The following is a 24,196-nucleotide window of genomic DNA, read 5'->3' as shown; positions in this document are numbered from 1 at the left end:
GGATCTGTCAAATCAGGAGGCAACATGGAAAACATGACCGTCAGGAACGTGAGCGTGGTCTTTCCGGGGCGCCGCCCCGGAAAGACAGTCCAGGCACTTGACGACATCAACCTGACCATCCGTTCAGGTGACTTCGTCGTCGCGCTGGGCGCGTCGGGATGCGGGAAGACCACGCTTCTATCATTGATGGCGGGTTTCATCGCGCCGACTCAAGGTGAGTTGCTGCTCGGCGGCGAGCCGATCGCGGGGCCCGGTGCCGACCGTGGCGTGGTGTTCCAGAAGCATGCGCTCTTGCCGTGGCTCAACGTCATCGATAACGCGGAATTCGGTCTCAAACTTCAAGGCGTGCCGCGAGCGCGGCGGCGCGAGATCGCAGTGCGCAACCTCGCGCTCGTCGGCCTGCAGGATTTCCACAAGCACATGATCTATCAGCTCTCCGGCGGGATGCAGCAGCGTGTGGGGATCGCCCGCGCGCTGACCTGCGACCCCGCGATGCTGCTGATGGACGAACCCATGGCCGCGCTCGACGCGCTCACTCGCGAGACCATCCAGGAGTTGCTGCTCGACATCTGGAAAAAGACCAGCAAGATGTTTTTCTTCATCACCCACAGCGTCGAGGAAGCACTGTTCCTTGCAAGCCGCCTGATTGTGATGTCGCCGCGCCCCGGTCGCATTACGCACACCTACGAACTGGATTTCAATCGCCGCTTTCTCGAAACACGCGACGCACGGGCGATTAAATCGAGTCCCGATTTCATCGAGGTGCGCGAACGCGTACTCAACATCATTTACGGCGACGAGAAGATGCGCGGCGCCGAAGCCGAGGTGGCGCATGCCTGACTCGAAATCCGTTCATGCCGTCTTGCATGGCGACGCCACGTCAATGGATACCAACACGCCCATCCGTCCGCCCCACAAGCCAGGGCGCGGCCCTCGTGTGCTCGCAAAGAAGCCCGTCAAACCCGGCGATTCATTCGGCGTTCCGGGGCAAGGAAGCAGTGTCGCAACCAGCCTGTTGACGGTAGCCGCCTTCATCGGACTCTGGTTCGTCGCCACCAATCTGCACTGGATCAAGCCTCTGTTTCTGCCGTCGCCACAGACCGTCTACGCAAAGTTCATCGATGTCGCCACGGAAGGCTTCGCCAACTCGACGCTCGCGCAGCACACAGCCATCAGCCTGATGCGGGTGTTCGGCGCATTCGCGCTCGCGTGTCTGACCGCCATACCCATCGGGGTGATGATGGGCGTATCACGGTTCGCCCGCGGCGCTTTCGATCCGCCGATCGAGTTCTACCGGCCATTGCCTCCGCTCGCCTATCTGCCGCTCATCATCATCTGGTTTGGCATTGGCGAATTCTCGAAGATCCTTCTGATCTACCTCGCCATTTTCGCGCCGCTCGCGATCGCAGCGCGTGCCGGCGTGCGCTCTGTGTCGATCGAGCAGATCCATGCCGCGTATTCGATGGGCGCCTCGCGCACACAGGTGGTCCTCTACGTGATCCTCAAGTCCGCACTGCCGGAAATCTTCACCGGCATGCGCATCGGCATCGGCGTCGGCTGGACCACTCTGGTGGCCGCCGAGATGGTCGCGTCGACACGCGGACTCGGCTTCATGGTGCTCAACGCAGCGGAATTTCTGGCGAGCGATGTGGTCATCATGGGGATCATCGTGATCGGGTTCTTCGCGCTCTGCTTCGATCTGCTGATGCGGTATGTCGAGCGTGTGCTGGTTCCATGGAAAGGCAAGGTTTGAGGAAAAACGAATTTCCCGCACACCTCGATGAATGCCACTCGATCCATGTCGGGCGACCCGCGTCGCAAACTTCGCCTGCGTTCGAATCGCTGTGCCGCGGCCTCGCCCGGGAGCGCACCATGATTTTCAACTGACTCAACTGACCCGGGCCGTTCGGGGTCCTTCCCGTCCTCGCACCGCAAACAACGCGAAAAGCTCGACGCTGGCCTCAGCGACTCCCTCAAGCTGGTCCTACTCCTTTGCCGGCGCCTTCGGCAATATCGATCTCAACCACAGAACATTTCAGCGACCAACCGGGAAACGCACTCGCGTACGACCGACACGTGCGCCGTCTTCGACCGTTCGGCACAAAGCCATACGTATTGAGGCTGACAGAACCGCCCGGACGACCACATCATTTCACCCCTATTTTCGATACAAAATGTTCCGTTAATTTATAAATTCAGATTGACTGCACGGCAGAATCTGGCCTACATTTTGTGGAAGCAAATATTTTTCGGTACTTTTTGTACCATTTATCTCAATAGCTGGAGACACATCCATGAGCGAGCAAAACCCCTCCTCCCGTGACGCCAACGCTGTCGCCCATGCAGGCGGCCCACAGGCAATGACGCCTTCCGAAGCGTTCGTCGAGACCCTCGCGGCCAATGGTGTGACCGATATGTTCGGCATCATGGGTTCCGCGTTCATGGATGCGATGGACATCTTCGCGCCCGCCGGCATTCGCCTGATCCCCGTGGTGCACGAGCAAGGCGCCGGCCACATGGCTGACGGTTATGCGCGCGTTTCGGGGCGCCACGGCGTCGTGATCGGCCAGAACGGCCCGGGCATCAGCAACTGCGTCACCGCCATCGCGGCAGCCTACTGGGCGCATAGCCCCGTGGTGATCGTCACCCCGGAAGCGGGTACGACGGGCATCGGTCTGGGCGGCTTCCAGGAAGCCAGCCAACTGCCCATGTTCCAGGAGTTCACCAAATACCAGGGCCACGTGACCCACCCCGCGCGCATGGCGGAATTTACCGGCCGGTGCTTTGACCGGGCCATGGCGGAAATGGGCCCCGCCCAGCTCAATATCCCGCGCGATTACTTCTATGGTCAGATCAAGGTGGAAATCCCCCAGCCCCAGCGGCTCGACCGCGGCGCAGGCGGCGACCAGCGCCTGAACGAGGCAGCCGAACTGCTCGCGCAGGCAAAATTCCCCGTCATCATTTCCGGTGGCGGCGTCGTAATGGCCGATGCGATCGAGGAGTGCAAGGCGCTGGCCGAGCGTCTGGGTGCCCCGGTCGTCAACAGCTATCTGCACAACGACTCGTTCCCCGCCAGGCACCCGCTGTGGTGCGGGCCGCTCGGATATCAGGGCTCCAAGGCCGCGATGAAACTGCTGTCGCGCGCCGATGTCGTGATTGCGCTTGGCTCGCGTCTTGGACCCTTCGGCACGTTGCCGCAACACGGGTTGGAGTACTGGCCGGCAAACGCCAAAATCATCCAGATCGATGCCGACCACAAGATGCTGGGTCTCGTGAAGAAAATTTCGGTGGGCATCTGCGGCGACGCGAAAGCCACCGCCGTCGCGCTGACCCAGCGCCTCGCTGGACGCACCCTTGCCTGCGACGCCACACGCGAAGCGCGCGCCGACCAGATTGCCAGTGAGAAAGCGGCCTGGGAGAAGGAACTGGACGAGTGGACTCACGAGCGGGACCCCTACAGCCTCGACATGATCGAAGAGCAGCAACGCGAACGCACACCCGGCGGCGGGACCTACCTGCATCCGCGCCAGGTGCTGCGCGAGCTTGAAAAGGCGATGCCCGAAGACGTGATGGTCTCGACCGACATCGGCAACATCAACTCGGTGGCCAACAGCTACCTGCGCTTTAACAAGCCGCGCAGCTTCTTCGCGGCGATGAGTTGGGGCAACTGCGGCTACGCTTTTCCGACGATCATTGGCGCCAAGGTCGCCGCTCCCCACCGCCCGGCCGTTTCGTACGCAGGCGACGGCGCCTGGGGCATGAGCCTGATGGAAACCATGACCTGCGTGCGTCATAAGATTCCGGTGACCGCCGTGGTGTTTCATAACCGCCAGTGGGGCGCCGAGAAGAAGAATCAGGTCGACTTCTATAACCGCCGCTTTGTCGCAGACGAGCTCGATAACCAGAGCTTCGCGGAGATCGGTCGCGCAATGGGCGCCGAGAGCATCGTGGTCGACCGGCTGGAGGATGTCGGTCCCGCGCTCAGACGCGCCATCGACATGCAGATGAATCAAGGCAAGACCACCATCATCGAGATCATGTGCACCCGCGAACTGGGCGACCCGTTCCGCCGGGATGCGCTCTCGAAGCCCGTGCGCATGCTCGACAAGTACAAGGATTACGTCTGAGCACCCGGGCATGGACCTTCCATGCTCGCGGGCCGCGGAAATGGGCAACCCTGGGCAACCTCAGGCGACCCGTTTCCGGCCTCTTTGCTCCGCCCTTCGCCGCCTCTGCAACCGCAACCGACGATTCCCATGAAAGCAGTCAACCGCATCATCGAGCGCGCGCGTTCCTCGCCGATGCGCATCGTCTTGAGCGAGGCTGAGGATCAACGCGTGCTGCTGGCGGCGCAACGGGCTACCCGTGAAGGGATTGTCCGCATCCTGCTGGTGGGCGACGCTGCGCAGATCCGCAAGGCCGCTGCCAGCCAGAATATCGATCTGTCCGGCATGGAGCTGGTGGACCCCGCCACCTCGCCGCTCGCATCATCATATTCACGTGAACTGTTCGCGCTGCGCAGCAGGAAAGGCATGACCCAGGACGAAGCGCAGCGCGAGGTCGGCAAGCCCCTGTGCTTCGCCAACCTCATGGTGCGTCTGGGTCACGCCGACGGCTCGGTGGCGGGCGCCATCAACACCACCGCGGACGTGGTCCGCACCGCGATCCAGATTATCGGCGTCGCACCTTCGTTCAAGCTCGTTTCAAGCTTCTTCCTGATGATGCTGTGCGAGCCGTTTCATACGCTGAAGGGGGGGCTGATTTTTTCCGACTGTGCGCTGGTGGTCGAACCCGATGCCGGCGAGCTCGCCGAGATCGCGATCGCGGCGGCGGACAGCGCACGCGACCTGCTGATGGACGAGCCGCGTGTGGCCATGCTGTCGTTTTCGACCAGCGGCAGCGCCCACCATGCGGCAGTCGACAAAGTGGTCGATGCGACGCATCGGGTACAGGCGCGCCGCCCTGGTCTCGCGATCGACGGCGACGTGCAACTCGATGCGGCGATCGTCTCCGAGATCGCGCTGCGCAAGGTGAAGCACTCGCGGGTGGAGGGGCACGCCAATGTGCTGATTTTCCCGAGCCTCGAGGCTGGCAACATCGGCTACAAGCTGGCCGAGCGGATCGGTGGCGCGAAGGCAATCGGCCCCTTGCTGCAGGGCTTGCAAAAGCCAGCCAACGATCTGTCGCGCGGCTGCAGCGCGGACGATATCTATTACGTCATCGCCATCACGGCAGTCCAGGCGCAAGCCGCCCTGGCACGCGCCGATGCTCCTGTTGCCGCGCGTCATTCCTGATCGTTCAGAAGCGGCTGCCGCTGCTCGCGCTGACGGGTGTCGCGCTGATACTGAATGCGTTGCCGCATCTGGCTGGCTGAGGCACGACCCGAGGCGCACGCTTATCTGCGCGCGCCAATCCATCCAGTGAGTTCGGCGAACAGCGGCATATCGGGCAACACCGACAGATCGACCGCGAGACAACGCCGGTAATACGGGCTGAGATCGAGTCCGACGCCAAGGCCCAGCAATTCCACGTCGCGTGAGGCTTCGTTGCGCGCCACGACCTGTTGCAGGTGATGGTCGAGATAACAGGCGTCGTTGGCCTGGGCGGTCGCGCTGTCCATTGGGCTGCCGTCGGAGATCACCATCAGGATCCGCCGTGCCTCGGCGCGTGCGCGCAGCCGCGCACACGCCCAGTCGACCGCCTCGCCGTCCACCCCTTCGCGAAACAGGTCCGCCTTGAACAGCGCAGCGATGTCGGTGCGGGCGCGCCGCCAGCTCGTCGCCGCGTCTTTGAAAACGAGGTGGGAAATTTCATTGAGCCGGCCGGGATGACGGGGGCGACCGCTCGCCAGCCAGTCGAGCCGTGCGCGGCCGCCGTTCCAGGCACCGGTCGTGAAACCCAGGACCTCGGTCGCAACGCCGGCCTGATCGAGCGCGCGCGTCAGAACGTCCACCAGCATCGCCAACGGCTCGATGTGCGCCCGCATCGAGCCCGAGCAATCGATAAGGAAACTCACCACGCAGTCGGCCAGCGGCCGGTATCGTTCGAGCAGGAACAGACGCCGCTCCGCCGGCGAACTGACCAGTTGCGCGAGACGCCGGCCGTCGATGTGGCCGTGCTCTTCCCCGAACGACCAGCCATCGCGTCGGGAAACGGCAAGCGCGGACTTGAGCGCATACGCGAGTCGAGCCACGTTGATGCCCTGCGCGGCGATACGCTCGTCGAGCCGCTCGCGATATTCTCCAAGCAGTGCTTTCCGTATCGACGAGGCCGGCACCATTTCGCGGTCATAGCGCGTCGTATAGGCGCGATAGCCCTGGCCGGAGTCTTTAAGCGCCCGGCTTTCACCGGTGACTGCAACGCCTGTTTCGACCGGAGCCTCTGCATCGGCTTCGACATCGAGCCAGAGCGAGAACATCGTGCGTGCGGCTTCGTCGTCCTCGGGGTTCTCTCCGTCCTCTTCGGCACGCAGCGCACGCCCGGTGCTCACCCTCTCGCTCACGAAGCGCGCCATCTCGAGCGCGTGGGCCGCGAACGCGGGCTGCTCCGCGCGATGGCGCCGCAGCGCCGCGAGCGACGCCCCCAGCGTCGGCGTGATCGCTGCGCGCGTGGCCTCGATCAGACCTTCGGTTTCCTCGAGCACAGGCCAGCCGGAGAGGCGCGACCATGAAATCTGGGCCACCGTATAAAGCAGAATGCCCAGATGACTCTCCGCCAGCCCCGACCGATAGAAAGCGCGCGACCATGCGCTGAAGCGGTGCCGCAGATTCTGCGCGAGACCCGGCATACTGGCCGGCGCCAGCGCTTCGCAACGCAGTTGCTCGAGCAGTTCGAACACCAGTCGCGCGACCGGATCGGCGGGGCACATACTCGCGTGCAGATCCGCGTCGGAGTGCACGAAACGCAAAGCCGCACCATCCGCGGCACCACGCAGGGACGCGAGATCGTCCCCCTCCGGGTCGGTGCGCAGATGCGGCGCATGAAACGGCAACGGCCAAAGTCCACGGCATAGACGACCACCGCGGTAGTGCAGTGCGGCGTCTCCGGTGAGGGCGCGCGCGGCTGCCGCGCACAGGTTTTGACGCCGCTCCGCGCGGCGTGCCGCCTGCCGGTCCGCGGCCGTCATTGCGTCCCCGCTGACTGAGCCCCGCGGTCCACACCGGGTTCGAGTTCCCTGCCGAAGCAGCGCTGGAAGTACTCGGCCACGATGGGCCGTTCGGCCTCGTCGCACTTGTTGACGAAGGTCAGACGAAACGCCATCGCGGGATCATGGAAAATCTGGCAGTTCTCCGCCCAGTCGATGACGGTACGCGGCGACATCAACGTCGACAGGTCACCGGTGGCAAAACCTTTACGCGTCAGTTCCGCGACGCTCACCATCGACTCGATCAGCGCGCGGCCGGTATCGTCCGCAAGCTCGGGGACGCGCGCCAGCACGATGCCTGCCTCCTCGGCGCGCGGCAGGTAATTGAGCGTGGCGACGACATTCCACCGGTCCAGCTGCGCGTGGTTCAACATCTGCGTGCCGTGATACAGGCCGTTCAGATTGCCCAGGCCGACCGTATTGGTGGTGGCGAACAGTCGAAAGTACGGATGCGGATGGATCACGCGGCTCTGGTCGAGCAGCGTGAATTTGCCGTCGCGCTCCAGAATGCGCTGGATCACGAACATCACATCGGGACGACCCGCGTCGTATTCGTCGAAGATCAGCGCAACGGGCCGTTGCAGCGCCCAGGGCACGATACCCTCCTGGAACTCCGTCACCTGCAGGTCGTCGCGCACGACGATGGTGTCCTTGCCCACCAGATCGAGGCGGCTGATATGGCCGTCCAGATTCACGCGCACGCATGGCCAGTTCAGCCGCGCCGCGACCTGCTCGATGTGAGTCGATTTGCCCGTGCCGTGCAAGCCTTGCACCATCACCCGGCGATCGCGCGTGAAACCGGCGAGGATCGCCAGCGTCACTTCAGGATTGAAGCGATAGACCTCGTCGATTTCCGGAACGTGATCGTCACGTTCGCTGAAGGCCGGAACCATCAGGCCCGAGTCGATCCCAAACACGGTGCGAACCGGAACCATCCGGTCCGGCTTGACTGTCACGATATCGGTCACTCCGTCCTCCTCGGCGGTTTTCCGTGATCGCGGTGCCGATACTCGACGGTCCCCGGCTCACAGAAGAGCGTGTCACTCTTTCGGATCCCAAACGTGTACGCGAGAAGCCGCAAGTCCGGCTTCGCGTCGCGGCTCGCACGAGGAATGGCGGCGACCTGTCAGCGTTTCTCGTCACGGCGGAAGTAAAGCTGATACAACATGCGTTGCCCGACTCGCCGGAACGGAGCGAACGGATGGCCAGGCAACGGCGAAGTAAAAATAGGCAACGTCTGCTGTGCTCCCTTCCCGGCGATGCGTTCGGCGAGCCGGCGGCCGGCCTGCTGCGAATACGACACGCCGTTACCGCCGTAACCCAGCGCGTAATACACCGACTGCTTCTGATCCGGCTGGTATACGCGCGGCATCATGTCGTGACTGACATCCACCCAGCCCCACCATGAGTAGTCGATGGCGATGCCCCGCAAGGCGGGAAACTTGCGGCACATTCCCTCGACAAGCAGATCGTAGTGGCGGGAATTCGTCGCGTCGGCGCCAGTGATCGCGGAGCGGCTACCAATTTGCAGCCGGTTATCCGGCAAGAAGCGGTAGTAGAACCGCAACGTGCGGGTGTCGGTAAGCACCTGTGTCGTGCGAAAATTGCACGCGGCAATTTCCTGCTGCGTGAGCGGACGCGTCACCATCGAATTCGACAGGATCGGCATCACGCGGCTCGTTAGTGAGGGGTGCAGGCCGGGTGCCGTATAGGCGCCTGTTGCAATGCCGACCGCGCGCGCCCGCACGATGCCGCGCGGTGTCCTCAAATGGTGAATGCCATTGATGGTTTCCCATCCGAGCACCGGACTGGCAGGATGCACGCGGGCACCGGCCTCACGGGCGAGCCGCAGATAGCCGAACGCCAGCTTCAACGCGTGGATGCCGATCCCTTCGGGTTCGTGAAGCGCACCTGCCGCTTCGGCGTCGTTCACATACTCCCGTCGAAAGGTCTCCCGGTCGAGCAGTTCGGACGGGTAACCGAATACGTCTTTCCATACCCTGGCTTCGGCGGCGAGCTTTTCCATCATGCGTGGCCGATGCGCGATCAGGAAGTGGCCGCCCGGCTGCGGATCGCAGTCGATTTCGGCAACGAGTGCCTTGAAGTTCTCGAAGCCTTCCTGAATTTCGTCGTGCATTTTCAGCGCGACATCTTTGCCCCAGCGCGCGATCCATTGAGAACGCGACAGACGTCCCGACGCGTTCTGCCCCTGGCCACCGTTACGGCTGCTGCAGCCCCAGCTCATCTTGTTGGCCTCGAGAACGACCGCCTTGATGCCGTGCTCGCGCGCGAGACACAGCGCTGTCGCGAGCCCGGTATACCCAGCGCCGATGATCGCGACGTCTACGTCGATGTCCTCAGTGACCGGACCATCGTCGGCCGGTGGCGCACCGGCTGTCGCGACCCAGTAAGTCGGTGCATACTGCTTGCCCCAGCCCGGTCCCGGCGACACCAGCGGGTCGTACGCCGGGTCGTACCGCGTATCGTCGTCCCGGCCGGAAAGCACGTCTTGCGCGACTCGCCCGATTTCACTGTGCTCCATACGAAGCTCCCGATAGCATCAAACGTTCTGTTTCGGACGTTCCTTGCGAAACGCCCGCTTGACCGCGATGAGTCCGTCGCGAAACTCAAAGAGGTCGCAGCCTTCTGCCTCGATGCGCCAGCCTTCCGCATGGGTCCCCGTAAACACCCATTCGGACACGCCGCGATTGCCGATGACGTAGTGGTGGCCATTGCCCCAATGGGCATCGGGAAAGGCCTTGAATACCGCTGCGAATGCCGCGCGCGTCGCGTCGCGGCCGACAAAGCGCGTACCGGATACGTCCGGGCCACCCGCCGCATCGAACACACAGTCCTCAGTCATGAAGGTCATCAATGCGTCGGCGTCGTGACGGTTGAACGCATCCGAAAACGCGCTCAGCGTGTCGGCTGTGACTGTCGTAGCGTTGCGTAATGGCGCCTGGGTTGGGGACATTCCTTTTCTCCTCCTCGATGATTTCCGGTAAGCCGTGGGATGCCGTCGATGAACGACAAATGAGCGGCGATCCAGTGCGGAAATTGTAGACAGGGGGTTTGTCTGACGGGTAGGTCCAGTCCGCCGGTTTCGGTTGGTGCAGTGGGAGTGGTCAGCGCCTGTCCCGCACCTTCATGGTATGGACCGTGTACTTTCGCGGCTGGCGCGCGTTTGCAGCGTCTACTCAATTGGACTCATCGACTCCGCTCAACTGGCTCTATGACTCCATTCTTTTGTCCTGCAACACTAATGAAACAGGCTTTACCCGTCCGCATCGCCTGTCCGTGCGCAACCGCCAGAGACGACGGTCACGCGCGCCCATGACTTCAAGCCGCCCCGGGAGTTAACGTGCTCAAGTTTTTCATCGGAATCGGCATTCCCTACCTCGGCGTGATCGGCCTGCTTCCGTGGGTGGCTTCCGTCGACAGGTTCGTATTCGGCGTGCCGTTCATCTATGCGTGGATCTTCTCCTGGTTCATCCTCACCTCCGGCTGCCTGCTGATCTGCTGGCGCGTGTTCGACAGCCACCGCGACGATACTCACCCGCAAAACAGCTAAAGGAGCTTCTGGATGGCTACCGCCGTATTCCTCGGCTTCATCGCTCTCTCACTTTACCTGGCGGTCCGCTCGAACCTGGGCCGCGGTCCGCAAAGCGTGCACGACTTCTTCGTGGCGTCGCGGCAGTTCGGCGCGTATCTGGTGTTCTTTCTCGCCGCCGGCGAGATCTACAGCATCGGCACGATGGTCGGCTTCCCCGGGGGTATCTATGCCAGGGGACCGACGTACGGTGTCTGGTTCCTCGGCTATATCCTGCTGGCCTATCCAGTCGGCTACTTTCTCGGCCCGAAGATATGGCAGGCCGGCAAGCGATACAACGCGATCACACTGCCCGACCTGTTCAAGGGACATTTCCAGAGCCGGGCGCTCGAACTGATCGTCGCGGCCTCCGCGATCGTCTTCCTGCTTCCCTGGGGCGAGCTGCAGTTCACCGGACTTGTCGCGGCATTGGGCGGACTTGGCTGGCACTTCAAGCCGCTGTATCTGATCCTGATTTCGGCGTTGCTCGCGTTCACGTATATCGCGATTGCGGGCGTGCGGGCATCGGCTTATATCGCGGTGCTCAAGGACGTACTGATGGTCGTTGCGATCGTCGTGACGGGAATCGCGGTGTCGATGGAAATCGGCGTGACCGATGTCTTTCATGCGGCGAGCCTGCATGTGAGCAACCGGATGAATTCCCATCAGTTGACCTTCTCGATGAGCACGATGCTGTTCCAGTCGCTCGGGTTCTACGTCATGCCGTTCGCGGTGCAGAACTTCTTCACGGCGAAGAGTGCGAACACGATCCGCCGCACGCAGGTCGCCATGCCGCTCTATATGCTGATGTATCCGTTTCTCGTCGTTGCGTCGTACTATGCAATCAGCCAGAACCTGCATTTGAGTTCGCCGAACGAAGCGTTCTTCGCCGCCGCAATCCGCCTGCTGCCCGGCTGGCTGCTCGGACTGGTTGCGGCCGGCGCGTCGCTTTCCGGACTGCTCGTGCTTGCCGGCATCTGCCTCGCGATCGGCCCGATCGTCACGCGCAATCTGTTGCCGGACATGCCCGAGGCGAGGCAAAAGAAGAGCGCAAAAGTAGTGATCGTGCTGTACCTGGTCGTGTCGATCGTCATGACCCTGCTCACGCCGAATCTCATGCTCACACTCATCAACACGACCTATTACGGCGTGACGCAGTTCTTCCCCGGCGTGATCGTCATCCTGTTCGGACTGCGTGTGCGGGCCACCGCAATTGCGGCCGGCATGTTGACCGGCCAGCTCCTCGCGATCATCCTCTACGCGTTGCAGATCGACCTGGGCGGCTTCAATCTGGGACTTCTGTGCCTGGGCGTCAATCTGGCCGTGCTCACAGCCGTGAATCTCATTGCGAAACCAAGCCGCGCGCACGCATTGATCTGAGCCGGGTTAACCGAACTCCACCTCATGAACCAGACAGAACCAAAGAACCCAATACAGGTCTTCGTCGCAAAGAAAATCGTGACGATGAATCCCGCGCAGCCTCATGCAACACATGTCGCCATTCGCGACGGCAGGATCCTCTCAGTCGGCGACCTCAACGACGTGAAGCAATGGGGCGAGGCGGATATCGTCGACACCTTCAGGGACAAGGTACTGATGCCCGGCTTTGTCGAAGGGCATTGTCATCTGATGGAAGGCGCGATGTGGGATGCCGTCTATGTCGGCTATTACGATCGCCGGGGGCCCGACGGCCGGCGCTGGCCGGGACTGAAAACGCTGGATGCGGTGATTGCGCGCCTGCAATCCGCACAGACGGATATGGCGTCGCCTGACGCGCCGCTTCTCGCGTGGGGCTTCGATCCGATCTTCTTCGGCACCCGTCGCCTGACGGTGCGCGAACTGGACACGGTGTCGGCCACGCGGCCCATCGCTATCCTGCATGCGAGCGTGCACCTGATGAACGTCAATTCGGCAATGCTGTCTCGCGCCGGCATAGACGGCGAGACAGATATCGACGGCATCGACAAGGACCAGAACGGACAGCCAAGCGGTGAATTGCAGGAGTTCGCAGCCATGTTTCCGGTCTATCGGGTGATCGGCAGCGGCCTTTCCATCGCGGCGAGCGAAAACAGGGAGGCCATCTGGAATTTTGGCCGGGTTGCGCAGCTCGCCGGCGTCACGACGGCCACCGATCTCGTCAACGACTTCTCCGAACGCGGTAACCGCAACCTGCACGACATCACCGCGGACCCCGACTTTCCCGTGCGGATCGTGCCCGCCTTCGCACCGCAACGCAGCCCCGAAGGCGGAGCGCAGCGGGTGCTGGCCGCGATCAGGACCGCGACACCGAAACTGCACTTCGGGCCGGTCAAGTTCATCGTCGACGGTTCGATTCAGGGTTTTACCGCACGCCTGAAATGGCCCGGCTATCTGAACGGCAAGCCCAACGGTTTATGGCTGATTCCGCCAGACCAGTTCGTCGATGTGTTCACGCAGTTTCACGAAGCAGGCCTTCAGCTTCATGTGCACACTAACGGCAACGAGGCGACCGAGCTGGTACTGGATGCCTTCGAGCAGATTCTCACGCGCCATCCGCGCCGCGACCACCGGCATACGCTTCAGCATTGCCAGATGGCGGACGCGAGTCAGCTCGCGCGTGCAGCGAGCCTCGGCCTGTGCATCAATTTCTTCTCGAATCACCTCTACTACTGGGGCGACGCGCACTACACGCAGACGATGGGCGCCGATCGCGCGAATCGCATGAACGCGGCCGAATCGGCACGCCGCCTGGGCATTCCGTTCGCATTTCATTCCGACGCACCTATCACGCCGCTGAATCCCCTCTTCACCGCATGGTGTGCATCGCAACGCGAAACGTCATCGGGCCGCGTACTCGGTACGAACGAACGCGTACCGATTGCGGACGCGCTTCGTGCAATCACGCTTGGGGCCGCCTACACGCTCAAAATGGACCATCTGGTCGGCAGTATCGAAGTCGGCAAGTTCGCCGACTTTGCCGTGCTCGACGACGATCCAGCTGAGATCGCGCCGCACCGCCTCAAGAATCTGGAAGTCTGGGGCACCGTGCTCGGCGGCCGCATCTTTCAGGCGCCTGTGGGATGAATGCGATTCCGCTCGTCGTCATCGGCGGCTATCTCGGCGCGGGGAAGACGACGCTGCTCAACCATGTTCTAACCCACGCGGGCACGCGGCGCATCACGGTGTTCGTCAACGATTTCGGTTCAATCAATATCGACGCGTCACTGATCCGCGAGCGCACCGACGATGTCATCAATCTGGAGAACGGCTGCGTCTGCTGTTCGATCGGCGGCCGGCTGGTCGAGGCACTCCTCGCCGTGAGCTCGCGGGCCGATGCGCCCGATTTACTGATCATCGAAGCGAGCGGCGTCTCCGACCCTGCCCGGATCGCCCAGATCGGCTTGCTCGATCGTGCGTTCCGGCTCGACGGGATCGTCGTGCTCGTGGATGCGGAGCGCGTCGAGGAGACACTCGCCGATCCCTATGTCGGTGATATCGCGCACCGGCAGATCGCGGGCGCGACGGCCATCGTGCTGAACAAGATGGACCTGCTCGACACGTCGAGCAGAGATCGATTGATCGCACGTATTGCGGAACGGGCGAATACCCGCATCATGCTGCAAGCGACGCGCGGCGCGATACCGCTCGGCCTGATTTTCGATCAGCATGTGCTGCCCGCCCGGCGCGACCGCGCTGCGCCGCTGAGCGGCTCGCCCACTCCGCTGGACTTATGCAGTTTTTCATTTGTCACTGATGCGCGCCTGAACCGGAAGAGGCTCAAGGAAGCGCTTCAAGGTCTATCCGCGAAGCTGCTGCGGGCAAAAGGCTTCGTCCGTCTGGATGAGGACGGTGCACTGCGGGAGTTGCACGTCGTCGGCAGCCGCATTCTGATAACCGCTGCTACCGCAGGGCAAACTTCCGCGGGCTCTGTCATCGTCCTGATCGGCAGGTTCAACCGTGAAGACGAGTTCCGGGCGAGAGAAGCCCTTGGATCAGCGGAAATAGACTTGCCGTAGCGATGTTGCACCATCGATCAGTCAACGATGCAGCCCCTCTAGGATGCCTGCCGATAGTAGAGATTCTGTGGATGCCGCGCCTCGGCAAAGAAGAACCATCGTTCGGCGACGAGCCCCGCATACTGGATCAACGCGGCCGCGCACAGCAGCCACAGGGACACGACCGATGGCGCCGCACCGCCCAGCGCAATCAGCACGAAGGGCACGGCAAAGGCCGCAATGAGGAACGTCACCTTGATGCGTTGCAACGTCTGTACGGTCTGCCCATGAAAGAACTCGCGCAGATTGAAAGCGCCCGCGGTAAAGCCGCGGGATTTCTGCACCACATTCGGCCCCTTGATCCCCGTGGCACTCTGCACAGTCGATTTCGGACGCAACCGCGCATTGCGCCGCAGAGACGCGACGCGGCTTGCACCACCCGCCAGCGTCAGCACGCACGCGCAGCCTGCAAGCGCCGCGACAAGCGCGGGCGCAAGCCACGCCGCGCAGGCTGTCGCGAGCGTGAAGCCGGACGCGCAGCCGAGTAGCACGAAGTTCACCAGCGTCAGCGGCGTAGCCCATTCCTGCAGGAAGCGCAGGCACGCATAGATCATCGCGGTACACACGAACAGCGCCGCACCAGCAAGCACGCCAAGCGCGCCGATCGCAAGTGACCACGGCGAACTGAACCCGTGCGCGACACCGTACGCGAACGCGCAGCCAAGAAAAGCCGGCAGACACAGGCATTCGCGCGACAGCCACGATGTACGCCACATCGCAATCGCGCGCCACGCGCGCTCTGGATGTCCGAGATGAAAGAAGGACGCGAGCAGACCCAACGCGCCGAGCAGCACGGACAAAGCTGCGCCCACCACGAAAAACGTCTGCGACGGCAGAGCGCCCGCCGCGACCAGTCCGAACCTTGCGGCAAGCTCGACGCCGAAGAGCGCGATCAGCAAACCCTGTGCAGCACCGCTTAGCGTGGTCAGAAAAACGACTGAGAATGCGGGTTTCATGGTTACCTTGGCCAGATGCCTGAACAATGTCGCGCGTCAGACGCGCTTCGCCGCGCTCACGAGATTCAGCATCCCGTGCTCGAGCTGAGATTCGATCGGATTGAAGGGCGACGCCGGCGCGGCAGTGGCCTGCCCGTCGCCGGGCTCGCATGAACACGATGCGCTCCCGCAGCCACCCGTCTTTTGTCGCGGGAGGTAGTGATTCGCGGGGCGCGTGTTCCACTCCGGCATCAGCTGATAACCGCCGCGCTCGCGGATCGCCTTCGACACCACCGACTCCGGATCGTGAATATCGCCGAACAGCCGTGCCGACGTCGGGCACGCAAGCACGCACGCCGGTTTGCGATCGCGCTCGGGCAACGCTTCATTGTTGATGCGGTCCGAGCACAGCGTGCACTTGGTCATCTCCTTGCGCTGTTCGTCGATCTCGCGTGCGCCGTAGGGACAGGCCCACGCGCAATACTTGCAGCCGATACAGCGGTCGTAGTCGACCAGCACGAGCCCGTCTTCCTTGCGCTTGTAGCTCGCGCCGGTCGGACACACCGGCACGCATGGCGGGTCCTCGCAGTGCAGACACGACTTCGGAAAATGGATCGTGTCGGTCAACGGATACTCGCCCGCCTCGAACGTCTGCACGCGATTGAAGAACGTGCCCGACGGATCGGCGTCGTAGGGACGAAAATCCGCCAGGCTGCCCGCCTCGCCCGACGTGTTCCATTCCTTGCAACTCGTCACGCACGCATGGCATCCCACGCAGACATTCAGATCGATCACCAGCGCCATCTGGGTCATCGCACGCTCCTCGTCATCGGGTCTTTGCGGCGCCGCGCAGGCGCGCTACAAACTCGCCCCGCCCCGCGAAATAGGTCTGCACGATCCGTTGGATCACGCCCGTCGAGCCAGGCAACGCCGGCATCGGCGCGAACTGCGGCAACGTGTGGTCGGCGTCCGCTTCGGCCGGATAGACGCGCACGCGCACGTCGTACCATGCGGCCTGTCCGGTGATCGGGTCGGAGTTCGACATGCGCGACAGACCCGGCGGCGAAGCGCCCGGAGCGACGTCTTCCTTCGCGCCCGGCAACTCGTCGGTGATCAGATGGTTGAGCAGAAAGCCATGCTGCGATTCGTTTGCGCCGGGTCCGAGGTTCCACGCACCGGCCGCCTTGCCGATCGCGTTCCAGGTCCATACGGTGCCAGGCTCGACGGCTTCGCTAAAGCGCGCCATGCAGCGTACCTTGCCCCACTGCGACTCCACGTAGATCCAGGCACCGTCTTCGATGCCCTGCTTGCGCGCCATCAACGGATTCATGAGCAGAAAATTCTCGCCATGAATCTGCCGCAGCCATGCGTTTTGCGAATCCCACGAGTGATACATCGCCATCGGCCGCTGTGTGATGGCCGCAAGCGGGAATTGCTCGAGATCGGTGACGTCGAGTTCGAGCGGCGCATACCAGAACGGCAACGGATCGAAATAACGCTCAACGCGTGCGCGCAGGTGATCGGGCGGTTGACGGCCCTTCGACTTGCCTTGTGCCGCCAGCCGGAACTTCTGCATCACGTCCGAGTAAAGCTGGATCACAATCGGCTCACCGAATTTGCGAAAGCCTTTCTCTACCGCCCATTGCAAATAAGGTCCGTTGCAGCCGCGCATGTATTGCATCGATTCCGGCAGCGTGTAGTGAAACACGCAGTTGTGTTTTGCATACTCCTCCCACTGCCGCGGATTCGGTTCTCCGACGAGTGCCTTGTCGCCGTTCTCGCCACGCCAGCCGATCAGGAAACCGACACCCGAATCCGGCGCGGTCTGAAAGTTGACGATGAAGTCGGGATAGTCGCGAAACCTGCGGCCTCCCTCGGGCGTGGTGAAGGCCGGCAGTTTCAGCCGGCCGGCCAGTTCGATTAGCACTTCCTGGAACGGCTTGCAGCCCCCGGTTGGGGGGACGACCGGCACGCGCACCGAATCCGCCGGACCGTCGAACTCCGAGATGGGCCGGTCCAGCATCGACATCGCGTCGTGCCGCTCCAGATACGTGGTATCCGGCAGGATCAGATCCGCGAACGCGGTCATCTCCGACTGGAACGCATCGCACACGACGAGGAACGGAATCTTGTAGTCACCGTTTTCCTGTTTGTCCACGAGCATCTTGCGGACTTCGACGGTATTCATCGATGAATTCCATGCCATGTTGGCCATGAAGATCATCAACGTGTCGATCGGATAAGGATCGCCGCGCCATGCATTCGTAATCACGCTATGCATCAGCCCGTGAACGGCGAGCGGATATTCCCACGAGAATGCCTTGTCGATACGTACCGGCTCGCCGGCAGCATCGATGAAAAGGTCTTCGGGTGCGGCTGGCCAGCCAAGCGGCCCCGTCGCGAGCGGCGTGTTCGGCTTGACGGCATCGGGACTGTTCGGCGGTTTGGCCGATGGCGGCACGGCACGCGGATAGGGCGATTTGTGCCGGAAGCCGCCCGGCCGGTCGATCGTGCCCAGCAGCGACATCAACACCGCCAGCGCGCGAATCGACTGAAAGCCGTTCGAATGCGCGGCAAGTCCGCGCATTGCGTGAAATGCGATCGGGTTGCCGGTGACCGTGTCGTGTTGCTCGCCCCACGCATCGGTCCACTGGATCGGCAGCACGATCTTGTGATCGAGCGCCGTTTGCGCCATTTCGCGTGCGAGCCGGCGGATCGTGTCAGCCGCAATACCGGTGATACCGGCCGCCCACTCCGGCGTGCAATCGGCGACGCGTTCGCGCAGCAACGCGAACGATGGTGTGACCGGTGTGCCGTCGTCTAGCGTATAGCGCCCTGCCAGCGCGGGTGCCACACCGGGCGTGTGATGACGCACCGGGCGCTGGGTGTTCGTGTCCCACCACAGCCGGTTTTGCGGAAACAGCGGGTTGCCTTCCGGCAGGCTGGGATCGACGACGAAGAGGCCGAATGCATCGCTGTCCGCGTTCATGTCCAGCAGTTCGGCAGCGTTCGTGTAGCGCGTAACGAAGTCGTGATCGTAGGTGTCGGCTTCGAGCAGTTCGTGGATCAACGCCATGAACAATGCGCCGTCGGTGCCCGGGCGGATCGGCACCCATTCGTCGGCGATCGCGGCGTAGCCGGTGCGAACCGGATTGATCGCGATGAACCGGCCGCCCGCGCGCTTGAATTTCGATATGGCGATCTTCAGCGGATTCGAATGGTGATCCTCGGCGGTCCCGATCATGAAGAACAGCTTCGCGCGCTCGAGATCCGGTCCACCGAACTCCCAGAACGATCCGCCGATCGTATAGATCATGCCCGCCGCCATATTCGACGAGCAGAAGCCGCCATGCGCGGCGTAGTTGGGCGTGCCGAACTGCTTCGCGAAGAGACCCGTCAGCGCCTGCATCTGGTCGCGCCCAGTGAAAAGCGCGAACTTCTTCGGATCGGTGGCGCGAAGATGGGCGAGACGCTGTTCGAGCGTGTCGAATGCCACCTCCCACGACACTGGTTCGAACTGCGCACTGCCGCGCTCGGAACCGGGCTTGCGCATCAGAGGCTGGGTCAGGCGAGCGGGCGAATACTGCTTCATGATGCCCGACGAACCCTTGGCGCAGATCACCCCCTGGTTCAGCGGATGATCCGGGTTCCCGTCGATATAGCGGACTTCACCGTCTCGCAGATGCACGCGGATGCCGCATCGGCAGGCGCACATGTAACAGGTTGTCGTCTTGACTTCGAGCGTTTCATTCTGGGTGCGAGCGCGGTGCTCCATAACGCCTCCCTGACTAGGTACGCATCAGCGTATAGGGAGTTTACGCAAAAGAAAAATCACCACTCCGGACGGAAAATATCAGATCTCCCGATACTTCCGCACGCAATTGTTTTATCCGGTCGAGACTGACAAATCTCTTACTACTTATGCTGCGAACCGATGCAGCTGTGACTTTCGCCTTGAGATCTGCAGCCGGCACCGGATCCCGCAAAACCGCATACCGTCCGGCAATGGGTCCAACATGAAGTTAAGACTCCAGACCTCGTCCAACGCTCACCTTCCACCTTAAAATTTCTCGCCTGTTGCTTGATTCGACAGGGAGTGACGAAAACCGTCATCGTGCCTTCAGGGGCGATGCAGCCGCTCGTGCAAGCAGCAAATGGACTTCTCGCCTGATCCGCGAGACGGCCTCATTCTTGTACGGAAAGTCTTCATTCTCGCCGTGCACCAGCATGGTCGCGTTGACCTCGAACACGACGACCTCGCCTGCGGAAGTCAGCGAGCAGTCGATTCCGAAGTAATCGAGTCCGATCGCATTTCGAATGGCACGCAATGCCGATTTCTGTGGTGCCGCAAAAACACGCCACGGATCGTCGAGAAATGCCCTTTCCTCGTCCTGCATCCATTGAAAGTCCGCCATGGAGGTCGTCACATGGTGGACCTTCCACTTGTCGTCAATCGCGAGGTGATACGGAAGAATTTCGTCTCCCACGTAGATAAACCGGTACTTGCGGAAATAGCCGTCTTCAGACCGGTAGTCGATGAACGGCATCACGTAGTAATGCGGCTCGTCAACGCGACTCAGGAACAGGTCGAGCTGATCGCGATCCTCCACCTGCTCGAAGTTTTCGCCGCCATGCGTACCTGCCGGTCGAATCAGCAGCGGGAAAGACAGGACTAGCGACGCGGTGTTGTCCAGTGACTGCCGCAGTTCTTCTTTCGAAAACGAGCGCGTGGCGGGAACGACGCAACCCGGCGTTCCCATCAGACGCCTCGAAACCGACGCCCGGTCCGTACCGGCGATCAGTCGCGGGTGATTGACCACCGGTCTGCCGATACGCTCCGCGAGCGTTTCCACGGCTCCCAGGATTGCCCGGCTCTGGTCGACATCGGAAACGAGATTGACGACGACGTCTGTATGGCTACGCAGCCGGTCGACGTCGTACTCGACATCCTTCAGCACCGTGAAGATATGGCTTTCGAAGCGCGCCTGTTTAATCAGATAATCAGGCGGCGTATTGCCCGCGCCCGGTGCGAACATCCACAACACCCGGAATTCAGGCGGCGATGCGACAGCGGGCATCGTCCAGAACGGCTTCACTTCGACGGCGCGGCGATAAGTCACTGCGGCCTCGTCGACGAGTCCCAACGCCTGCTCGATATTGGCGACGCTGTGCAGGATTTGCCCGTCGTCGGGTTCGAGTTCGAGAACCCGCTTGTAGTGCATGAGGGCGACATGATTTCTGCCCTCGAACGAGTGCGCCAGCCCCAGCCTTCGATGCACTTCAGTGTCGTTGTGCGATTCGCTCGCGAGCGGATCGAGGAAACCGATCGCTTCGTCGAAGCGTCTTCCGAGAATCAACACGCGGGCAAGCTCGAGACACGCAATCCGGTTCGTCGGCTCAACCGAGACGACCCGCCGCAACAGAGGCTCCACGAGATCGAGGTGTCCGTCGCGGGAGTGAGTGGCCGCCTGTAACAAGAGAGTGTCGATGGTCATGGATAATCGGAAGCGTCATTCAAAGGGCGGCGAGCAACGTGGCCTGTGTATCTTGGAGCCGCGCCGCTCAGGCGTGTTGCAGACTGAATTCCATGAGTGCGTTCGTCAGAGTGTCGACGGCTTGCTCCGTCACAGCGTTGTATAGCGATGCGCGCAACCCACCGATGGAACGATGCCCCTCCAGTCCGACGATACCCTGCTCGCGAGCCGCCTCGATAAACGCATCGTCCAGCCGCGAATCAGCAAATTTAAAAGCCACATTCATTTGCGAGCGCCAGCGACGGTCCGCGTGAACGGTCACGTTGTCGCACAGAGCGTCCAGCGTGTCATACACGCGTCGCGCCTTTCTCTCGTTGATGCGTTGCATCGCGTGCAGACCGCCGACCTCGAAGCGCAGCCAGCGCGTAATCAACGTCAGCACATAGATGGCGAACACGGGCGGCGTGTTGTAGTTGGAACCGTGCGTTACGTGGGTGCGAAAGTCGAGGATCGTCGGCAAGCCGTCGGGGATCCGTTCGAGCAGCGACCGCCTGATTACCGCAACCGTCACGCCAGCGGGACCCAGGTTCTTCTGCGCGTGCGCATAGATCATCGAGTAGGTATCCGGCCGAAAGGGTTTCGACAGAAAATCGGAGGACATGTCCGCGATCAGCGGTACCGGCGGCGCCTCGGCGCAAACCGGAAATTGCAAACCTTCCACGGTCTCATTCGACACGTAATGCAGATAGGCCGCGGAGCCGGAAATATCCAGCTGGTCGAGCGCGGGCAACTGCCGGTAACCGGTCGCATGGCCGTCCCATGCCACGTTCATCGCGGTCACCCTGGCTGCCTCGGCGGTCGCCCGGCCGCTCCAGTAACCGGACGTCACGTACTCGGGCGGGGCAAATCCTTGCGCGGCAAAATTCATCGGGATCATCGCGAACTGCAGACTGCTGCCGCCCTGCTGGAAGGTAATGGCATAGTCGTCGGATATGCCCAGTAGCGCGCGCAAATTCTGTTCCGCTTCGTCCAGTATTGCGCGGAACCAGTCCGAGCGATGGCTCATGCCGAGTACGGAGATACCTGTTTCCGGCAATGCGGAGATCGCGACGCGCGTCTGCTCCAGCACCGTTTCAGGAAGCGCTCCGGGACCGCCGGAAAAATTCAGTTCATTGGACTTCACTGTGCCTCCTGGGCTAACCGTTGAGTGGTCGCTCATGTCATGCGCGACCACGCCCGTCGCAACTTCGAGTATGAGCAGCGGACCCTCGCGCATCTCGGCGCAGTGGAATCCTGCTATCGGGAAAGCCGACGATCTAAAGGTACGGGAGGGATGACTGCGAGCGCGCTGACGATGCGAAGACAGGTGGTGTCGAACGAAGCCTCATCTTCGAACGCAAGACAAACGAGCGGCTCGTACCCAGACGATCAGGCCACGTCGCACAACCCAAACGGGTACGGGAACGTGCACGCGCGATATGGCTGGTACGCACAGTGGATGTCGCGCATGGGGCGGCAGGAGCCGCGTCCCATGGCGATTTTTGCGGGATCGAAATGCTTCTGGACGCGCGCGTCAGCTGGATGCCGGAACGGGTGCGGAAGCCGCGCCCGCCGCTGCGGGTTTGCGCTCACGAGGCGTCATGTGTTGCTTCCCATGGGCGTGACTCTCTGCGTTGCGAAACAGCACATCCGCGGTCTTCTTCTGATCGTCGGATAGCGCTCCATACAACGCACTGAATGCCGTCGACAGCTTCTGCATATTTTCTGCCTGCAGTTGAGCCAAAGCCAGGTATGACTTCATCGCGTCATCCGCATTCATCGTCGCCAGCTTTTGCGCCCGGTCACGGAAGGCTTGATCGGTATCCCTTGCGTTATCACGCATGGTTTGTGCAAAGGCGTCCCACTGTTGCGTCTGCTGATCAGTGATTTTCAGTTTGGAACGCAGCGTGATGATCCGTTGTTCGACGTGATCCTCATGCTTTTGTGCACGAGCATTCGCGGCGGCTGCACTGGCAGGGGCGGCACTGCTTGCCGGTGTCTGCGCCCAGACCGGAGTGGTCGTCAACGCGAGAGCAATCATTGCGGGCGTGAGAACGCTACAAGCGAGATTTTTCATATGTGGGTACTCAGAACAAGATTATTCGAACGGGCAAAGGCGGCTGAAGAACAGGTCGGCCTGTATGCCGCGAGCCCTTACAGCCTCGAAGAAGGCGGCTGCGATCAATAGCCGGGAGCGTAATTGCCGGGAGGATAGTTGCCGGGGGGGTAGTTGTTGGGGTAATAACCCGCGCCTGGCGGGGGCGGCGGAGGTGGCTCCGAGTAGACCACGGCCGGTGGCGGCTGGACGGCATTTGCGATAGCGGCACCGGCAACCACCCCCAACAGGGCGCCGACGATCAGGCCGCCCGCACCACCACCACCGCCGTGGTCGCCACCGTGGCGGTCGCCGCCTCGATAGCCGCCTCCGCGATAGGCGGGGCGATCACCACGCCCTCCTCCGTTGCGCCAGTCGTGTTGTGCTTGCGCCGGTATCGCGGACACAGTTGCAGCGACCGCGCACAACGCAAGGATCATTCGACGATACGCCGCCTTTCGAGCGTACTGACTCATTTACTGCACCTCCGGTTAGTCGACAATTCTCAGACACATCTTGACCGTTCTTCGTTCAGCAACGGCGAACCCTTACGATTACCGATACGCCAAGACGTTACGATTGTGTCATAACCATCCGACATCGTTTTTCGCCATTTTCAGGGTCTGCTTTCGTCGCCCGCCGGTCGGCACCGCGGCCGGACACCTGGCTCTCTTCGCAAATCGCAACAGGTGTTCGGCCTGGCACCGTGGCCGTCCACCCGCGCCACGGACAATGCTTTCCATTCGACGTGGTATCTCGCCGCCGTCGCGGGATCGGAAACTCCCGCTTCACACCGGCGAATCCCATTCCACACAGCCAAGCACCATTACACGGAGCCACTGCTGTCATGAGCAACTTCTCAATCGCTTCCACTCCCGACTTGTCG

Annotated in this window: 18 protein-coding genes; 8 read left to right on the top strand and 10 right to left on the bottom strand. The window is 62.0% G+C overall.

Annotated elements, in window-relative coordinates:
• Positions 1-24 precede the first annotated feature (24 nt).
• The 4 genes from ACREXZ_RS12025 to pta all read left to right on the top strand — a co-directional run bounded on the left by ACREXZ_RS12025 (position 25) and on the right by pta (position 5,294).
• Entirely contained in the window at positions 25-840 is an 816-nt protein-coding gene (locus ACREXZ_RS12025; RefSeq protein ID WP_431764300.1) for a taurine ABC transporter ATP-binding protein, read from the top strand.
• Positions 833-1,753, top strand: coding sequence for an ABC transporter permease subunit (locus ACREXZ_RS12020; protein WP_431764299.1), 921 nt, complete (start codon positions 833-835; stop codon positions 1,751-1,753). Before ACREXZ_RS12025 ends, ACREXZ_RS12020 begins: the two co-directional genes overlap by 8 nt.
• A 541-nt stretch (positions 1,754-2,294) precedes the next feature.
• A complete protein-coding gene (gene xsc / locus ACREXZ_RS12015) occupies positions 2,295-4,127 on the top strand; it encodes a sulfoacetaldehyde acetyltransferase (RefSeq protein ID WP_431764298.1) in 1,833 nt (610 codons plus the stop codon).
• A 129-nt stretch (positions 4,128-4,256) separates the two neighbouring features.
• Entirely contained in the window at positions 4,257-5,294 is a 1,038-nt protein-coding gene (gene pta / locus ACREXZ_RS12010; RefSeq protein WP_431764297.1) for a phosphate acetyltransferase, read from the top strand.
• Between the two features lie 101 nt (positions 5,295-5,395).
• Here pta and ACREXZ_RS12005 read toward each other — a convergent pair whose 3' ends face one another.
• The 4 genes from ACREXZ_RS12005 to ACREXZ_RS11990 form a co-directional block, all read right to left on the bottom strand.
• On the bottom strand, positions 5,396-7,126 hold the full coding sequence (locus tag ACREXZ_RS12005; protein ID WP_431764296.1) for a cobaltochelatase CobT-related protein: 1,731 nt from the start codon (positions 7,124-7,126) through the stop codon (positions 5,396-5,398).
• A complete protein-coding gene (locus tag ACREXZ_RS12000; protein ID WP_431764295.1) occupies positions 7,123-8,112 on the bottom strand; it encodes an AAA family ATPase in 990 nt (329 codons plus the stop codon). The genes ACREXZ_RS12005 and ACREXZ_RS12000 overlap by 4 nt, the downstream gene beginning before the upstream one ends.
• Before the next feature lie 158 nt (positions 8,113-8,270).
• The gene (locus ACREXZ_RS11995) at positions 8,271-9,686 is read right to left on the bottom strand and encodes an NAD(P)/FAD-dependent oxidoreductase (protein ID WP_431764294.1); all 1,416 of its coding nucleotides are present in this window, start codon (positions 9,684-9,686) and stop codon (positions 8,271-8,273) included.
• An 18-nt stretch (positions 9,687-9,704) separates the two neighbouring features.
• Complete coding sequence (locus tag ACREXZ_RS11990; protein WP_431764293.1) at positions 9,705-10,118, bottom strand: nuclear transport factor 2 family protein; 414 nt, start codon at positions 10,116-10,118, stop codon at positions 9,705-9,707.
• A 387-nt stretch (positions 10,119-10,505) separates the two neighbouring features.
• Between ACREXZ_RS11990 and ACREXZ_RS11985 the strand changes: the two genes are divergently transcribed.
• The 4 genes from ACREXZ_RS11985 to ACREXZ_RS11970 are packed head-to-tail and all read left to right on the top strand — an operon-like array spanning position 10,506 to position 14,728.
• Positions 10,506-10,715 carry a DUF3311 domain-containing protein gene (locus ACREXZ_RS11985; RefSeq protein WP_431764292.1) on the top strand — a complete coding sequence of 70 codons (210 nt, stop codon included), beginning with the start codon at positions 10,506-10,508 and terminating at the stop codon, positions 10,713-10,715.
• Positions 10,716-10,727: 12 nt separating this feature from the next.
• Positions 10,728-12,113, top strand: coding sequence for a sodium:solute symporter family protein (locus ACREXZ_RS11980; protein ID WP_431764291.1), 1,386 nt, complete (start codon positions 10,728-10,730; stop codon positions 12,111-12,113).
• Positions 12,114-12,137: 24 nt separating this feature from the next.
• A complete protein-coding gene (locus ACREXZ_RS11975) occupies positions 12,138-13,796 on the top strand; it encodes an amidohydrolase (protein WP_431764290.1) in 1,659 nt (552 codons plus the stop codon).
• Positions 13,793-14,728 (top strand): CobW family GTP-binding protein, encoded by a 936-nt coding sequence (locus ACREXZ_RS11970; protein ID WP_431764289.1) that lies wholly within the window; start codon positions 13,793-13,795, stop codon positions 14,726-14,728. Before ACREXZ_RS11975 ends, ACREXZ_RS11970 begins: the two co-directional genes overlap by 4 nt.
• Positions 14,729-14,766: 38 nt before the next feature.
• On the opposite strand, the gene ACREXZ_RS11965 is transcribed toward ACREXZ_RS11970, so the two are convergent.
• The 6 genes from ACREXZ_RS11965 to ACREXZ_RS11940 all read right to left on the bottom strand — a co-directional run bounded on the left by ACREXZ_RS11965 (position 14,767) and on the right by ACREXZ_RS11940 (position 23,292).
• Positions 14,767-15,723, bottom strand: a complete 957-nt coding sequence (locus tag ACREXZ_RS11965; RefSeq protein ID WP_431764288.1) for a dimethyl sulfoxide reductase anchor subunit family protein — start codon at positions 15,721-15,723, stop codon at positions 14,767-14,769.
• A gap of 36 nt (positions 15,724-15,759) precedes the next feature.
• Complete coding sequence (locus ACREXZ_RS11960) at positions 15,760-16,515, bottom strand: 4Fe-4S dicluster domain-containing protein (protein WP_431764287.1); 756 nt, start codon at positions 16,513-16,515, stop codon at positions 15,760-15,762.
• A 13-nt stretch (positions 16,516-16,528) separates the two neighbouring features.
• On the bottom strand, positions 16,529-19,477 hold the full coding sequence (locus ACREXZ_RS11955; RefSeq protein ID WP_431764286.1) for a molybdopterin oxidoreductase family protein: 2,949 nt from the start codon (positions 19,475-19,477) through the stop codon (positions 16,529-16,531).
• Between the two features lie 334 nt (positions 19,478-19,811).
• A complete protein-coding gene (locus tag ACREXZ_RS11950) occupies positions 19,812-21,197 on the bottom strand; it encodes a tetratricopeptide repeat protein (RefSeq protein ID WP_431764285.1) in 1,386 nt (461 codons plus the stop codon).
• Between the two features lie 67 nt (positions 21,198-21,264).
• Complete coding sequence (locus ACREXZ_RS11945; protein ID WP_431764487.1) at positions 21,265-22,359, bottom strand: phosphoserine transaminase; 1,095 nt, start codon at positions 22,357-22,359, stop codon at positions 21,265-21,267.
• A 390-nt stretch (positions 22,360-22,749) separates the two neighbouring features.
• Positions 22,750-23,292, bottom strand: coding sequence for a Spy/CpxP family protein refolding chaperone (locus ACREXZ_RS11940; protein WP_431764284.1), 543 nt, complete (start codon positions 23,290-23,292; stop codon positions 22,750-22,752).
• Between the last annotated feature and the right edge of the window lie 904 nt (positions 23,293-24,196).

The organism is Paraburkholderia sp., from assembly GCF_050742655.1.
Taxonomy (GTDB): domain Bacteria; phylum Pseudomonadota; class Gammaproteobacteria; order Burkholderiales; family Burkholderiaceae; genus Paraburkholderia.
This window is presented reverse-complemented; position numbering and strand designations above follow the sequence as displayed.